The organism is Streptomyces sp. NBC_00654 (assembly GCF_026341775.1).
Taxonomy (GTDB): Bacteria; Actinomycetota; Actinomycetes; order Streptomycetales; family Streptomycetaceae; genus Streptomyces.
Genome location: NZ_JAPEOB010000001.1, coordinates 2,728,729 through 2,743,309 on the forward strand (window position 1 = coordinate 2,728,729; position 14,581 = coordinate 2,743,309).

Consider the following 14,581-nt stretch of genomic DNA (forward strand, 5'->3'; position numbering starts at 1 on the left):
AGGACGTTGGCCAGTGGTGCCGGTTCGACGTACGGGACCCATGGGCGGGTTGCCCATCAGCGGTTTCGAAGTGGTCACGGTCACGACTCGGAACGGGTTTGAGAGAGTGGACCCATGCAGCGTTCTCATCAGCGCGTGAACACGCGTACGGGTCATGTCGTCGTCATCGGCGGTGGCATCGCCGGTCTGTCCGCCGCCCACCGGCTGGTCCGGGCCGGTCTGCGGGTCACGCTCCTGGAGGCCACGGAGCGGCTCGGCGGCAAGCTCATGACCGGAGAGATCGCGGGCACCCGGGTCGATCTCGGCGCGGAGTCGATGCTCGCGCGGCGCCCCGAAGCGGTCGACCTGGCCCGTTCCGTCGGCCTCGGCGACCGGCTCCAGCCGCCCGCCACCGCCACCGCCTCGGTATGGACGCGCGATGCCCTGCGGCCGATGCCCAAGGGCCATGTCATGGGCGTGCCCGCTGATCCGGCCGCCCTCAGCGGGGTGCTCTCCCCGGAGGGCCTCGCCAGGATCGCCCAGGAGCGCGACCTGACGCCCACCGCCGTCGGCGACGATGTCGCGGTCGGCAGTTATGTCGCCGACCGGCTCGGCCGCGAGGTCGTGGACCGGCTCGTGGAACCGCTGCTCGGCGGGGTGTACGCGGGTGACGCCTACCGCATCTCGATGCGGGCCGCCGTACCCCAGCTCTTCGACGTGGTGAAGGAGGGCGGTTCCCTCCTCGACGGGGTCCGGCGCATCCAGGAGCGGGCCGCCGCCCGGCAGCAGACCGGGCCGGTCTTCCAGGGCATCGACGGCGGCATCGGCACCCTGCCGGACGCCGTCGCCACCGCCGTACGCGAGGGTGGCGGCGAGATCCTCACCGCCACCCCCGTCCTCGGGCTGACCCGTACCGACGCCGGCTGGAACGTCCGTACCGACACCCGGGTGATCACCGCCGACGGCATCGTCCTGGCCGCCCCCGCCTGGTCCGCCTCCACACTCCTGGCCGCCGAGTCCCCGGCGGCCTCCGCCGAGCTGGCGGGGGTCGAGTACGCCTCGATGGCCCTGGTCACCATGGCGTTCCGGAGCTCCGGAACCGACGCGACGAGCGCCCTGCACGGACGCTCCGGCTTCCTCGTCCCGCCGGTCGACGGCCGCACGATCAAGGCCTCCACCTTCTCCACCAACAAGTGGCAGTGGGTGGCCGACGCCGCGCCCGGTCTCTTCGTCCTGCGCACCTCCGTCGGCCGCTACGGCGAGGAGGACCATCTGCACCGTGAGGACGCCGAACTGGTCGATGTGTCGCTGCGTGACCTCGCCGAGGCGACCGGGCTCACCGCCCGGCCCGTCGACACCGAGGTGACCCGGTGGATCGGCGGACTCCCGCAGTACCCGGTCGGCCACCTCGGCCGGGTCGCCCGCATCCGCGACGAGGTCGCCCGACTGCCGGCGCTGCGGGTCTGCGGAGCGGCGTACGACGGGGTCGGCATCCCGGCCTGCATCGCGAGCGCGCACCGGGCCGCGGACGAGATCGTCCACGACCTGACGGGAGCGAGTGTGGGGGCGGGCGCGGATCCGGTCGCCGGAGACCGCGAGGGCGGTCACGGGGGAGACCGCGACCGGGACCGGGAGCGGGACCTGGACCACGAAGATCGAGAGGGAGATCATCGCCACTCCGACCCTGGTTCGGGGCACTCGGAGCGAGGCGGGACAATAGCCGTATGAGTGCTCCTGAGACTGTGACATCAAGCAAGGGTCCGAACGCCGGCAAGAAGGCCAAGGACCTCAACGAGGTCATCCGCTACACGCTCTGGTCCGTGTTCAAGCTGCGCGACGTGCTGCCGCTGGACCGCGCCGGTTACGCCGACGAGGTCCAGGAGCTGTTCGACCAGCTCGCCGCCAAGGACATCACCGTGCGGGGCACGTACGACGTGTCCGGGCTGCGGGCCGACGCCGACCTCATGATCTGGTGGCACGCCGAGACCGCCGACGAGCTCCAGGAGGCGTACAACCTCTTCCGGCGCACCAAGCTGGGCCGCGCGCTGGAGCCGGTCTGGTCGAACATGGCGCTGCACCGCCCCGCCGAGTTCAACAAGTCGCACATCCCGGCGTTCCTGGCCGACGAGACGCCGCGCAACTACATCAGCGTCTATCCTTTCGTGCGCTCCTACGACTGGTACCTGCTGCCCGACGAGGACCGCCGCCGTATGCTCGCGGACCACGGCAAGATGGCCCGCGGCTACCCCGACGTCCGCGCCAACACCGTCGCCAGCTTCTCGCTCGGCGACTACGAGTGGGTCCTCGCCTTCGAGGCGGACGAGCTGTACCGCATCGTCGACCTGATGCGTCATCTGCGGGCCTCCGAGGCGCGGCTCCACGTCCGCGAAGAGGTGCCGTTCTACACGGGGCGCAGGAAGTCCCTCGCAGACCTGGTGGCCGGGCTCGCATAGCCAGCGTTCCCCGGCCATCCAACCCGGAAGATCAGACGACGGGCACCGGCACCGTGTGTGCCGCCCGCCGTCCAGCGACACCGGGTTCGGCTCCGGGTTCGCCGCAGGCTCCGGCCTGCGGCGTTCCCGGGACCGGCGAAGCCACCGGTACCCGCGGGCGCGGCTCGGACCTCCGCACGGCGGCCCGTCAGGGCGGCCCGCAGCGCCGACGCGATGCCCGTCCTCGTTCCGTGCGGCACGGCCAGGCCCGCGACGACCAGCCGGTTGGCCGGCGCGCGCACGGCGTCGGCAGCCGCCGCGCCCCACGCGACCAGCAGAAACATGACCCAGAGCATGGCGGATTTCTCCGCGAGGCGGACGGGGAGCGCCACGCCCTGTTCAGCATGCGGACGGCCCGCAGGCCGGTTCAGGAACTGCTGCCGCAGCTCGACCCGCCGGAGCTGCCGCAGCTCGACCCGCCGGAGCTGCCGCAGCTGGAACCACCGGAGCTGCCGCAGCTCGACCCGCCCGAACCGGAACTGCAGCTGGAACCCGAACTGCAGCTGGAACCGGAGCCCCCGCCCCCGCCGCCCCCGGACGAACCCCCGCAGCTCGCACCGCCGGGGCTCGCCCCGGCACACCACACCGTCGCGGCGGCGTACGCGTCCGCCGTGGAGGAGGACGAGGTGTGCGGGGCCGAGGACGAGGCGGGACGGAACGCCCTCGACCGGCCGTTCCCGGTACGGAACCGCGCCGCCGCCGTCAACTGCCCCCGGAGCACGGGGTCGGGCAGCGCGCCCAGCCCCAGCGTGGCCACCAGCTGGGCCGGAGCCATCGCATAGGCGTGCGCGGCCCGGTACTCCTGGACCGCCTGCCGCCCCTCCTTCGTGATCCGGTTCCCGGTGGCCGTCATGACGATGAGGCCGGTCAGGCCGCCGATCACGATCGCGGGCAGCATCTTGGCGATGAACGGGAACGGCATGTCCGCGTATCCCTCGTGCATCGTGTACTGCATGAAGGTCAGGACCAGCGAGAGAGGGAAGGCCACGAGGCAGAACAGCCCCTGGACCAGCGCCCAGCGGCGGTGCGGCCGGGTCTCCTGCGGGGAGACCAGCAGTCCCCGGGCGGCGAGCCCGTCGCCGATCTCCTGTACCGCCGGATGCCGCATCACGGTCTCCCGCAGGGTGTGCAGCGCCCCGTTCGGGGCGGCGGCCAGCGTCTGGAGCACGGCCCGCTCCACCGGGTCACGTGCCTCCGGCCGCTGTACGGCGACGATGCCGGGGCCGCCGATGATCAGGCGCCCGTCCGCGTGGAGGCCGGTCAGCGCGCTGTCCACCACCCTGGCCGGGCCGCCGTTCAGGAAGGCCGCCTCATAGAGGTCGTGAACGAGCGGGCGGGTCCGCGCGCTCCGCCGGCCGGCGCGGGCGGCGCCGATCTGGATGAGCAGCAGCGCCGAGGAGAGGACCACCGCGAACGTCAGCAGAGTCGCGAGAACGTTCATGACGGGTCACTTCCCCACGAGGACGGCACGGGCCGCCCGGACGAGACGGGTCGTACGACGCGGGGGCCGCGGGGCCGCCCGGTCCTGCCACCAGTGGGTGAGCCGCCTCCTGGCGGCCGCGTCCTGCGGCAGCCCCGCGATCAGCAGGTGCTCGGCGAAGTCGAGCGCGTCGCGGCGGTATCCGGCGGAGAGCGGCCGGGTCATGGCGTACGCGAGGTAGGCGTTCCGGTAGCCGTCGCCGAGGATCTCCGGCAGCTCCGGCGCCACCTTGGCCACCACTCCGGCGCGCTTGGCGGCCAGCGCCCGGCTCTGCACCTCCAGGCGTCGGCGGTCGAAGCCCTCGGGGGTCTCGGTGCCCGCGACGAGAGCGGAGAGCAGCGCGGTCTGGGCGGCGGCGAGGCGTTCCCGGACGTCGGCCCGTACCGCCGGGGCTGCGGGGGCTACGAGTACTGCAGGGGACCGCTGTACCGCCGGGGCCTCCGGGGATGCCAGGGCCTTCGGGATGCCTGAGGCCTTGGGGATCCTTGAGGTCTTGGGGGCCGCGGCGTCCAGCGTGGCGCGGATCGTGGTCAGTTCGCCCGCCAGCTCCGCCGCGGGCGGGAAGTCGTCGTCACGCTCCAGCAGCACACCGGGCGGATCGACCCGCGAGCGCAGCTCGGCCAGCACGTCCAGGACGGGCCGGGTCACGGGATGGGCGTGCGTGTCGTGCCAGACGCCGTCCCGCTCGACACCACCGGCCACATGCACGTACGCGATGGCCTCCACCGGCAGTTCACCGAGTGCCTTCGCGGGGTCCTCGCCGCGGTTGACGTGGTTGGTGTGCAGATTGGCCACATCGATCAGCAGCCGCACCCCGGTGCGCTCGACCAGCTCCGCCAGGAACTGTCCCTCGGTCAGTTCCTCGCCGGGCCAGGAGACCAGCGCCGCGATGTTCTCCAGGGCCAGCGGCACGGGCAGCGAGTCCTGGGCGATCCGCACGTTCTCGCACAGCACCTCCAGCGCGTCCCAGGTGCGCGGCACCGGCAGCAGGTGGCCCGCCTCCAGCCGGGGCGACGCGGTGAGCGGCCCTCCGGCGCGTACGAACGCGATGTGCTCCGTCACCAGCGGCGTACCGAGCAGCTCCGCCCGTGCGCCCAGGTCCGCGAGCCTGCCCGCGTCCGGGCGGCCGGCGCCGCCCAGGCCCAGCGACACACCGTGCGGTACGACGGTGACGCCGCGCGCCCGGAGCCGTACCAGCGAGTCCGGCAGATGATCGGCACAGAGGTTCTCCGCGACCGCCTCGACCCAGTCGATCCCCGGCAGCGCCTCCACGGCGTCGGCGATCTCCGGCCGCCAGCCGATCCCGATTCCCAGCTTCATGGTGTCCCCCCTCGTGCTCCGTGCAGGAGTCATGGCCCCGGCAGGCGGTGGTGAATCCGAACAGGGGGACGTTCAGAGGTGGACTTGAGGTTCCACCGCGCACCGCACACCGCGCACCGTCCGCGGACGGTGCCACCGGCCGGCGGTCCTCATCCCGCCCCCACCCGGCGGCGCCCCGGTCAGCGGCGCAGCGCCGGGTGGTCGGCGACCACCGTGCAGGACCCCGGGGCGATCTCCGTGAACCCGGCGTCGCGCACCACCGGCAGGCCGCTCACGGTCAGGTCGCGCCAGCGCGCGGGGTCCGCGGTGGCCACGGCGAGCGGGAAACCGGCCTCGCGCCACGCCTTGCGCTCCGGGTCCGACAGCTCCCACCAGGCGAGCTGCGCCCCGTGCCCGGCCTGTGCCATGGTCTTGCCCGCCGACATGTCCAGGTCCGGGTTGAGCCACAGCACCGGAGCGGCCGGATCGGGCGCGGCCGGGGGCCGCGGGTCGTCCAGGTCGGTGCCCGACACCTGGAGCTTGGCCAGCTCCTTGGGCCAGCCGTCCAGGGGCACCGGCGGGAACACCCGTACCTCGGCGCTCTCGCCCGTCACCGTGATCCCGGGCAGCGCGGACGCCTTGCGCCACTCCGCGCCGCGCGCCCGACGCACGACCTTGCGGATACGGGCGTCCTGCCAGTCCCGCATCACCTGCGCCCACTCGCCCTCGTCCAGGGAGCGTTCGTCGGACAGCATCGTCAGCACCGCGCGGGCGGCGGTCCGTAGGGCGTCGGTACGGGCCGGGGGGTCCGTCTTCTCCAGGTGCAGCACGAGCGGCAGCACGAACTGCGGCGCCTCGTCACGGTGGGTCGGTTCCGTCCGGAACGGGCTGTCCGGTTCGGACCCGGCGGGTTCGGTCGCGACGGCCGGGGGCGCGGCGGGCCGGGGTGCGGCGGACGGGTTCGCTGGGGTGTCGTTGCTGCTCACCCGTCCAGTCTGCCAGGGCCCTCAGCGGGGTCATGGAGCGGAGAGCAGGCTCCGCAGTGCGGGCAGCAGAGGCGTGTCCCCGGGTTCGGAGGCGCACCAGGCGATGTGGCCGTCGGGGCGGACCAGAACGGCGGCCCGCGGCCCCGGCGTACCGCACAGACGGCAGGGTGAAGCCGGGGCCGGTGAGATCGAGGGTGGAGGCCGCACCGTGAGGAGCGCCGGTGCGCGACCCGTGGAGCCGGTCACCCGCTCCGGAGACCTCGGGAACTTCTTGGCGGAATGACATGCTCCGGGTGAGGATGCTCCCTATGAAGAGCGACCTCTTTTCCAGCGAGCACATGGCCCAGCAGGCCACCGCCCCCGGTATGACCCTGCAGAACGCCAAGTCCATCAAGTACGCCGTCAACGGGGAGATGCACGCGCGTCAGGGATCGATGATCGCCTTCCGCGGCAACCTTCAGTTCGAGCGCAAGGGCCAGGGCCTGGGCGGCATGCTCAAGCGCGCGGTCACCGGCGAGGGGCTGCCGCTCATGGCGGTCCGCGGCCAGGGCGAGGCCTGGTTCGCCCACGAGGCGGCCAACTGCTTCATCGTGGACATGGAGCAGGGCGACGTCCTGACCATCAACGGCCGTAACGTCCTCTGTTTCGACGCCACGCTGACGTACGAGATCAAGACCGTGAAGGGCGCCGGGATGACCGGCGGTGGCCTCTTCAACAGCGTCTTCAGCGGCTACGGCAAGCTGGGCCTGATGTGCGAGGGGCACCCCATAGTGATCCCCGTCACCGCGCAGCAGCCGGTGTACGTGGACACGGACGCGGTCGTCGGCTGGAGCGAGCAGCTCTCCACCTCCCTGCACCGCTCGCAGAGCTTCGGCTCGATGGTGCGCGGCGGCTCCGGCGAGGCCGTCCAGCTGATGCTCCAGGGCGAGGGATTCGTGATCGTGCGGCCCAGCGAGCTCAAGCCCGAGAAGACGGCCAACTGAAGCCGAGGGGCGTCGGCCGCCGGTACGGCCTCGGCGGGCCCTGCGTGCTGCGCGGCGTCGAACTCGACCTGCCCGCACGGGCCCCGGTCGGCGTATGCGGGCTCGCCGCACGGCGTGGGTGAGTGCGCTCGTACGCGGGGACGATACGCACTGCGGGCCCGCCGCCGGGCCTCCGTACCGGCTTTCCCGCCTCACCTCGCCTCACCCCCGTCTCACTCCCGCATCAGGTCGGAGACCTTCACGAAGCGGTAGCCGCGCCTGCGCAGCTCCGGGACGACCTGCCGTACCGCCTCCTCGGTGACCGGTGCGGCGCTGCGCGTGCAGTGCATCACCACCAGCGAGCCCGGCCGCACCCCGTCCAGCACCTGGGCGGCCACCGCGTCGGCGTCCGTGGCGAAGGCGTCACCGCTGACGACGTCCCACTGCACCGCCGTCACCTTCGCCGGTGCCAGGGCGCGCAGCGACGTGTCGTCGTAACAGCCGCCCGGGAAACGGAAGTACGGCACCACATTGCGCGCCCCCGCCTTCCGGAAGGCGGCGAAGGCCCGTTCCACCTCGCCGCGCATCCCGGCCCTGTCCAGCACCGGCAGGCCGTAGCAGGGCGTCGTGAAGGCGTAGTGGCTGTACGAGTGGTTGGCGATCTCGAACAGCGGATCCGTACCGATGGACCGCGCCTGCGTCGGATACTCCTCCGCCCAGCGCCCGGTCATGAAGACGGTCGAGGGGACCTTCAACCGGCGCAGCAGCGCGATCAGCCGGGGATTGTCGAAGTGTTCGCCCGCCGCCGCCCGCGTTCCCTGATCGGCCGTCATATCGGCATCGAAGGTGAGCGCCACCACCTTGCCGCCCGGCCCGCCGGCCGCTGCCCGGGTGAAGACCGGAGTGCGGCCGGCCGGTCCCGGTGCCATCGTCGGCGCCTTCCTCGCGGCCGGGCCGCTCTGTTGGGAGCGAGAGGCGGAGGGAGAGGCGGAGGGGGCGGCCGAGGGGGTGGTGGACGGCGCGCGCGACGGGACCGGCTCCGTGAGGGTGTTCTCAGGGGATCCGCACCCGGCGAGCACCCCCAGGAGGGTCAGAGCGGTCACATATGAAGCTTTCCGTGCAGATAGGTTCACTGACGGAAAGTAACCGATATGAAGATCAGGAAATGTTTACGGCGCTCGGGATGCCCCGTTCGGCCGACCCCTCCCGCTCCGGGGGCGGTACGGGCCGCCCGCACCACCCCCGGAGCGGTTCAGCGGATCAGCGCCATGGGCCGGTCACGGCGAACGTCGTCCCCGGCGTGTAGCAGTTGAGGAACATCGTGCCGCCGTCCGGCGAGAAGGTGACCCCCGCGAACTCGCCCCACTCCGGCTCCTCGGGCGTCCCGATGTTCTGCCGGCCGCGCGCCATCGCGTACACCTCGCCGCGGCGCGTCACACCGAGCACATGCTGTGCGCCGCCGCCGTCCTCACACACCATCAGCCCTCCGTCGGCGGCCAGGCAGATGTTGTCCGGGGACTCGCCGGGCAGTTGGACATCGGTGTCGGGGCCGAAGACCACGACCAGTGTGAGCCGGCGCTTCTTCGGCTCGTAGCGCCAGACCTGGCCGAAGTGGTCGGCGGCCGAGCCCTCCGAGCGGTGGGCGAAACTGGAGACGAAGTAGACGGACGAGCCGCCCCAGTAACAGCCCTCCAGCTTCTGGGCGTGCGTGATGCCCTTCGGCCCGAAGTCCTGGAGCCTGATCGGTGTCTCGGCGGCCAGCGGATCGGGTACGGGAACCCACTCGACCCGGTCGAAGCTCGCACCGGTCTCCTGGACGACGGAGAGGTCGGGCAGGCCCGGTACCCGCATCGCCTCCAGCGCGCCGCCGGCCCGCAGCGAACCGGTGCCGCCGAGCGGCTTCTCCGGCAGGAAGCGGTAGAAGAGCCCGAACGGCTTCTCGAACGCGTCCTCCGTCTCGTACACGATCCCGTTCTTGGGATCGACCGCGACGGCCTCGTGCTGGAAGCGGCCCATCGCGGTCAGCGGTACGGCCCCGGTGCGGCGCGGATCGGCGCCGTCCACCTCGAAGATGAAGCCGTGGTCCTTGGTGTAGCCGTTGGTCCCGGCCTTGTCCTCGGTCTCCTCGCAGGTCAGCCAGGTGCGCCAGGGGGTGGGCCCGCCCGCGCAGTTCACCGCCGTACCGGCGATGGCGACGCGTTCGCCGAGCACTCTGCCGCGGCCGTCCAGTTCGAGGGCCGTACAGCCGCCCTTGCCCATCGGGTCGTACGTGAGCCCTTCCACGGTCGGGACGCCGATCCTGCCGGTGACCCGGTTCTCGTGGTTGCGGACGAGATGGACGCGGCCGTGCCGGCCCGCGAAGGCGGCCATCCCGTCGTGGTTGCTGGGTACCGGGCCTTCGCCGGAGCGCAGCGGTTCGCCCTCCCGGGACAGCACCCGGTAGCGGAATCCTCTCGGCAGGTCGAGCAGGCCGTCAGGGTCGGTGACGAGGGGACCGTAGCCGCTGTGGCCACGGGCGGCCGCGGTGCCCGCGAAGAGTTCGGAGAAGGCCCCGGCGAAGGCGATCGAGGCGGCGGTCGCGCCGCTGCCGGCCAGGACCTGTCGTCGTGTGGCGAGTCGTCGTGGTGCTGAGGACATGAGGCAACTCCCTGTTGGCGGACAGGTGAAGTGACCCGCATGTGTGTACCACGGGTGGTGCCGCACGGGAACCACGCGGACCACCGTGGCCTGTGGTGTCGCGGGGTACTGAAGTGCCCGCAGGTGCGTGGAGGCGCGGGTGATGCGTGGCGGTGCCCGCCGGGCCGCGTGCCCGCCGGGCAGGCCCCCCGGCCCCGGCCGCAGTCACCGGCCGCCGGGCCCGGGAGGCCCCGGGGTCAGGCCAGGGAAGCCGTGAGGGTGATCGTCGTACCCGTCAGCGCCTGGCTGACCGGGCAGTTCGCCTTGGCGTCCTCGGCCGCCTTCACGAAGCCCTCCTCTCCGAGACCGGGCACCTCGCCCTCGACGGTGAGGTGGATACCGGTGATGCCGGTGCCGGGCTGGAAGGTGACCTCGGCCTTGGTGTTCAGCCGGGTCGGCGGGGTGCCGGCCGTGGCCAGACCGTTGGACAGCGCCATCGAGAAGCAGCTGGAGTGCGCGGCCGCGATCAGCTCCTCGGGGCTCGTCCTGCCGTTCGCCTTCTCCGCGCGCGAGGGCCAGGAGACCTCGTACTCGCCGATGCCGGAGGAGTCGAAGGTGACGACGCCCTTGCCCTCGATCAGGTTGCCTTCCCAGACCGTGTGCGCCTGACGCGTGGTAGCCATGCTGGATCCCTTCAAACGGTGTGCGCGGTTGTACGGGATGTACGAGGCACGCCCTCGTGCCTCACGGTTGTTACGCCGTTACGCTCCCCGAACCTACTGCGCCACCAGCCCCTTCGCGTCACGTGCCAGCGCCGTCAGCCGGGAGATGGCTCGGAAGTACTTCTTCCGGTACCCGCCGTTCAGCATTTCTTCGCTGAACAGCCGGTCGAACGGCAGTCCGGAGGCGAGCACCGGAACCTCCCGGTCGTACAGCCGGTCCGCGAGCACCACCAGGCGCAGCGCCGTCGACTGGTCGGGCACCGGCTGCACATCGGTGAGGCAGACCGCGGAGATCCCGTCGGTCAGCGCGCCGTACCGGCTCGGATGGACCCGCGCCAGATGGTCGAGGAGCCCGGGGAAGTCGTCGAGGGAGGCGCCCGGCGCGGCGTACGCGGCCGCGGTGACCTGCTCGTCGGAGTACGGCGGCGGGGCGTCGGGCAGCCCCCGGTGCCGGTAGTCCTCGCCGTCGATGCGCAGCGGGCGGAAGTGCGAGGACAGCCCCTGGATCTCGCGCAGGAAGTCGGCGGCGGCGAACCGGCCCTCGCCGAGCTTGCCCGGCAGCGTGTTGGAGGTCGCGGCCAGCGCGACCCCCGCCTCCACCAGCCTGCTGAGCAGCGAGGACACCAGCACCGTGTCGCCCGGGTCGTCCAGCTCGAACTCGTCGATGCACAGCAGCCGGTGCCCGCTGAGCGTCCGTACGGTCTGCTGGAAGCCCAGCGCGCCGACCAGGTTCGTCAGCTCGACGAACGTACCGAAGGCCTTGAGCGACGGAGCCGCAGGCGTGGCGTGCCAGAGGGAGGCCAGCAGATGGGTCTTGCCCACGCCGTAGCCGCCGTCGAGATACACCCCGCGCGGCCCGGCCGGCGCGACGGGCTTCTTGCTGAACCATTTGCGCTTACCCGCACCCGTGGCGTGCGCCCCGCCGAGCCCGGCGGCGAACTCGGCGAGCACCGTGACCGCCTCGGTCTGACTCGGCTGGTTCGGGTCGGGTACGTACGTATCGAAGCGCACCGAGTCGAAGCGCGGCGGCGGCACCATCTCGGCGACCAGCCGGTCGGCGGGGACGTGCGGCTCGCGGGCGCACAGGGACAGCGGGGCCGTTTCAGCTATGGGGCTCTGCCCCGGAACGGCGGTGGAGGACGACACAACTCTCCACCTTAAGCGCCATGCCAGACTGCACGGTATGCGAAGCCTGTTCCCTGTGACGGACCTGACAACCAGCGAGAACGCCGGGACCGGCGCTCGGCCCGACGGCGAATGGAGCCTGGACGAGCTGGCCGACGCCTACGCCTATCCCGAGGGGGACGGCCCCTGGCTGCGCGCCAACATGGTTTCCACGCTCGACGGGGCCGCCCAGCACGACGGCCGCTCGCAGGGCATCTCCTGCGCCTCCGACATGCGGATCTTCGGCACCCTGCGGGGTCTCGCCGACGTGGTGATCGCGGGTGCGGAGACCGTACGGCTGGAGGGCTACCGGCCCGCCCGCGCCCGGGAGGCCTTCGCGGCGCGCCGGGCGGCCGCCGGGCAGGGGCCCGCGCCCGCCATCGCCGTGGTGAGCGGAAGCCTGGACCTGGACTTCTCCTTGCCGCTCTTCACCGAGCCGCTGGTTCCGACCCTGGTGGTGACCGGTGCGGGGGCGCCGCAGGCCAGGATCGACGCGGCCCGCGGGGCGGGCGCCGAGGTGGTGATCGCGGGGGAGGGGACCCGGGTGGATCCCGCCAGGGCCGTACGTGAGCTCGCGGACCGCGGCCTGACCCGGCTGCTGACGGAGGGCGGGCCCCGGCTGCTCGGGCAGTTCGTGGCGGCCGGCGTGCTGGACGAGCTGTGTCTGACGGTCTCCCCGATGCTGACCGCGGGGGATGCCCAGCGGATCGCGGGCGGCCCCTCCGTAGCGGTGCCGGAACGATTCGCCTTGGCGTCCGTGCTGGAGGAGGCCGGGTTCCTGTTCACTCGATACCGTCGGATCTGATACTTAACGGAATTTCCCGTTCCGGTTAGCTTCGGATGGGCACACTTAGTCCAGCAGACCCCGTGCTGACGCGGGGAAGGATGGTTTCAGCAGCGGCCGGCGACGGTCGATGAGATGGAGCGGAAGGGCCCCTGACGTGTTCACCAGCGTTTTGATGATCGAGAAGCCCCTCACCCCCGAGGACGTGGACTTCGTCACCACCCTGCATGGCGACGAGCAGATCTCGTTCGTGGTCCTGATGCAGCCGCGCGGCGACCAGGCCGACGTACTGCTGCGTGCGATCGACGACGTGGCCATGGGGGAGCTGAGGGACGCGGCCCGTGAGGGCGAGGAACCGGAAGGCAAGGACGCCGTGGCACCCGCCGAACTGGCGCTTGAATTCTCGCTCCGGGCCCTGCGCGAGGCCGGATCCGAAGCGGTCGGACAGGTGATCGAGGACCACCCCCTGAACAAGCTGAAGTCCGTGGTGGAGGACGCGAGAGCGGACGAGGTCATCGTGCTGACCGCACCGCACTACGTGGAGGAGTTCTTCCACCGGGACTGGGCCTCCCGGGCCCGTCACAAGGTCGGCGTACCGGTGCTCAAGCTCTTCGCGCACAGCGAATAGGCTGGGGGACCGTCACTCGGCCGGGTTCGCAGCGAACCGGCGCCGACTCGTACCGACCCTGGGAGACACGCGCATGGCACCCGGTATTCCTGCCGCCATGGAACGGCCGCACTTCATCGGCATCGGCGGCGCCGGAATGTCGGGCATCGCGAAGATCCTGGCCCAGCGGGGAGCCGAGGTGGCGGGCAGCGACGCCAAGGAGTCACCCACCGCCGAGGCACTGCGCGCGCTGGGGGCGACCGTCCACATCGGGCACGCCGCCGCCCACCTGGCCGACGACGCGTCCTGCGTGGTCGTCTCCAGTGCCATCCGCGCCGACAACCCCGAGCTGGTCCGCGCGGCCGAGCTGGACGTCCCGGTGGTGCACCGCTCCGACGCCCTGGCCGCCCTGATGACGGGCCTCCGGGCCATCGCGGTGGCGGGCACCCACGGCAAGACGACCGCCACGTCGATGCTCGCCGTCGCCCTGTCGGAGCTGTCCCTCGACCCCTCGTACGCCATCGGCGGCGACCTGGAGGGCCCCGGCACCAACGCCACCCACGGCAGCGGGAACATCTTCGTCGCCGAGGCGGACGAGAGCGACCGCAGCTTCCAGAAGTACGACCCCGAGGTTGCCATCGTCCTCAACGTCGAGCTGGACCACCACGCGAACTACGCCTCGATGGACGAGATCTACGAGTCCTTCGAGACCTTCGTCGGCAAGGTCGTCCCCGGCGGCACCCTGGTGATCGCCGCCGACCAGCCCGGCGCGGTCGAGCTCACCCGGCGGGTCCGCGACCTCTCCTCGCTGAACGTCGTCACCTACGGGGAGTCCGAGACCGCCGACGTACGCGTCCACAAGGTCACCCCGCGCGGGCTGACCAGCGAGGTCACGGTCGTCCTGAACGGGAAGTTCCTCACGTTCACCGTCTCCGTACCCGGCCGCCACTACGCCCACAACGCCGTCGCCGCGCTGGCCGCCGGTGTCGCGCTGGGCATCCCCGCCCACAACCTCGCGTCCGCGCTCGGCAAGTACACCGGGGTCAAGCGCCGCCTCCAGCTCAAGGGCGAGGCGGCGGGCGTCCAGGTCATCGACAGCTACGCGCACCACCCCACCGAGATGACCGCCGACCTGGAGGCCATGCGCGGCGCCGCGGCGGACGCCCGCCTCCTGGTCGTCTTCCAGCCCCACCTCTTCTCCCGCACCCAGGAGCTGGGCACCGAGATGGGCCAGGCGCTGGCGCTGGCCGACGCCTCCGTGGTCCTGGACATCTACCCGGCCCGCGAGGACCCGATCCCCGGCATCACCAGCACCCTGATCATCGACGCCGCCAGGGCGGCGGGCGCCGATGTCGCCGCCGTCCACGACAAGGCCACGATCCCCGAGGTCATCGCGGGAATGGCCAAGCCCGGCGATCTCGTTCTCACCATGGGGGCGGGCGATGTCACGGACCTCGGCCCGCAGATTCTGGACCACCTGTCGAGCTGAG

At 71.9% G+C, this 14,581-nt stretch carries 13 protein-coding genes and 1 pseudogene; 6 read left to right on the forward strand and 8 right to left on the reverse strand.

All coding sequences use genetic code 11. The features are described 5' to 3' along the window. Nucleotides 1-114: 114 nt before the first annotated feature. A pseudogene (gene hemG, locus OHA98_RS11695) lies at nt 115-1,530 on the forward strand (protoporphyrinogen oxidase); the annotation flags it as partial. Between the two features lie 173 nt (nt 1,531-1,703). Continuing rightward, entirely contained in the window at nt 1,704-2,432 is a 729-nt protein-coding gene (hemQ, locus tag OHA98_RS11700) for a hydrogen peroxide-dependent heme synthase (protein ID WP_266924940.1), read from the forward strand. 406 nt (nt 2,433-2,838) lie between these two features. On the opposite strand, the gene OHA98_RS11705 is transcribed toward hemQ, so the two are convergent. The 4 genes from OHA98_RS11705 to OHA98_RS42880 all read right to left on the reverse strand — a co-directional run bounded on the left by OHA98_RS11705 (nt 2,839) and on the right by OHA98_RS42880 (nt 6,482). After that, entirely contained in the window at nt 2,839-3,912 is a 1,074-nt protein-coding gene (locus OHA98_RS11705; RefSeq protein WP_266924942.1) for a TIGR04222 domain-containing membrane protein, read from the reverse strand. Nucleotides 3,913-3,918: 6 nt separating this feature from the next. Then, entirely contained in the window at nt 3,919-5,271 is a 1,353-nt protein-coding gene (locus OHA98_RS11710; protein WP_266924943.1) for a DUF692 domain-containing protein, read from the reverse strand. A 179-nt stretch (nt 5,272-5,450) separates the two neighbouring features. Further along, entirely contained in the window at nt 5,451-6,236 is a 786-nt protein-coding gene (locus OHA98_RS11715; RefSeq protein ID WP_266924945.1) for a peptidyl-tRNA hydrolase, read from the reverse strand. Nucleotides 6,237-6,266: 30 nt separating this feature from the next. Beyond that, nucleotides 6,267-6,482 carry a hypothetical protein gene (locus OHA98_RS42880; protein ID WP_353962244.1) on the reverse strand — a complete coding sequence of 72 codons (216 nt, stop codon included), beginning with the start codon at nt 6,480-6,482 and terminating at the stop codon, nt 6,267-6,269. A gap of 62 nt (nt 6,483-6,544) precedes the next feature. Between OHA98_RS42880 and OHA98_RS11720 the strand changes: the two genes are divergently transcribed. Next, nucleotides 6,545-7,219 carry an AIM24 family protein gene (locus OHA98_RS11720; protein ID WP_266924947.1) on the forward strand — a complete coding sequence of 225 codons (675 nt, stop codon included), beginning with the start codon at nt 6,545-6,547 and terminating at the stop codon, nt 7,217-7,219. Nucleotides 7,220-7,431: 212 nt separating this feature from the next. Here the strand turns inward: OHA98_RS11720 and OHA98_RS11725 are convergent, their stop codons facing one another. From OHA98_RS11725 to zapE, 4 genes are all read right to left on the reverse strand, one after another. Continuing rightward, on the reverse strand, nt 7,432-8,277 hold the full coding sequence (locus OHA98_RS11725; RefSeq protein WP_266927871.1) for a polysaccharide deacetylase family protein: 846 nt from the start codon (nt 8,275-8,277) through the stop codon (nt 7,432-7,434). A gap of 181 nt (nt 8,278-8,458) precedes the next feature. Continuing rightward, complete coding sequence (locus tag OHA98_RS11730; protein WP_266924949.1) at nt 8,459-9,835, reverse strand: alkaline phosphatase PhoX; 1,377 nt, start codon at nt 9,833-9,835, stop codon at nt 8,459-8,461. Between the two features lie 236 nt (nt 9,836-10,071). Continuing rightward, nucleotides 10,072-10,497, reverse strand: coding sequence for an OsmC family protein (locus OHA98_RS11735; protein ID WP_266924951.1), 426 nt, complete (start codon nt 10,495-10,497; stop codon nt 10,072-10,074). A 93-nt stretch (nt 10,498-10,590) separates the two neighbouring features. After that, nucleotides 10,591-11,682 carry a cell division protein ZapE gene (gene zapE / locus OHA98_RS11740; protein WP_266924953.1) on the reverse strand — a complete coding sequence of 364 codons (1,092 nt, stop codon included), beginning with the start codon at nt 11,680-11,682 and terminating at the stop codon, nt 10,591-10,593. Nucleotides 11,683-11,719: 37 nt separating this feature from the next. On the opposite strand from zapE, the gene OHA98_RS11745 reads away from it, so the two are divergent. From OHA98_RS11745 to murC, 3 genes are all read left to right on the forward strand, one after another. Then, entirely contained in the window at nt 11,720-12,505 is a 786-nt protein-coding gene (locus OHA98_RS11745; protein WP_266924955.1) for a pyrimidine reductase family protein, read from the forward strand. A 154-nt stretch (nt 12,506-12,659) separates the two neighbouring features. Next, nucleotides 12,660-13,112: an indole-3-glycerol phosphate synthase gene (locus OHA98_RS11750; protein WP_266927873.1), complete on the forward strand. Its 453-nt coding sequence runs from the start codon at nt 12,660-12,662 to the stop codon at nt 13,110-13,112. Between the two features lie 73 nt (nt 13,113-13,185). Continuing rightward, nucleotides 13,186-14,580 carry a UDP-N-acetylmuramate--L-alanine ligase gene (gene murC, locus OHA98_RS11755; protein WP_266924957.1) on the forward strand — a complete coding sequence of 465 codons (1,395 nt, stop codon included), beginning with the start codon at nt 13,186-13,188 and terminating at the stop codon, nt 14,578-14,580. Nucleotide 14,581: the final 1 nt, after the last annotated feature.

Excerpts from the sequence above, each read along its gene's own strand:
- hemQ (WP_266924940.1), top strand. The coding sequence starts at position 1,704 with ATGAGTGCTCCTGAGACTGTGACATCAAGCAAGGGTCCGAACGCCGGC.
- OHA98_RS11705 (WP_266924942.1), bottom strand. The coding sequence starts at position 3,912 with ATGAACGTTCTCGCGACTCTGCTGACGTTCGCGGTGGTCCTCTCCTCG.
- OHA98_RS11710 (WP_266924943.1), bottom strand. The coding sequence starts at position 5,271 with ATGAAGCTGGGAATCGGGATCGGCTGGCGGCCGGAGATCGCCGACGCC.
- OHA98_RS11720 (WP_266924947.1), top strand. The coding sequence starts at position 6,545 with ATGAAGAGCGACCTCTTTTCCAGCGAGCACATGGCCCAGCAGGCCACC.
- OHA98_RS11730 (WP_266924949.1), bottom strand. The coding sequence starts at position 9,835 with ATGTCCTCAGCACCACGACGACTCGCCACACGACGACAGGTCCTGGCC.
- OHA98_RS11735 (WP_266924951.1), bottom strand. The coding sequence starts at position 10,497 with ATGGCTACCACGCGTCAGGCGCACACGGTCTGGGAAGGCAACCTGATC.
- OHA98_RS11745 (WP_266924955.1), top strand. The coding sequence starts at position 11,720 with ATGCGAAGCCTGTTCCCTGTGACGGACCTGACAACCAGCGAGAACGCC.
- OHA98_RS11750 (WP_266927873.1), top strand. The coding sequence starts at position 12,660 with ATGATCGAGAAGCCCCTCACCCCCGAGGACGTGGACTTCGTCACCACC.
- murC (WP_266924957.1), top strand. The coding sequence starts at position 13,186 with ATGGCACCCGGTATTCCTGCCGCCATGGAACGGCCGCACTTCATCGGC.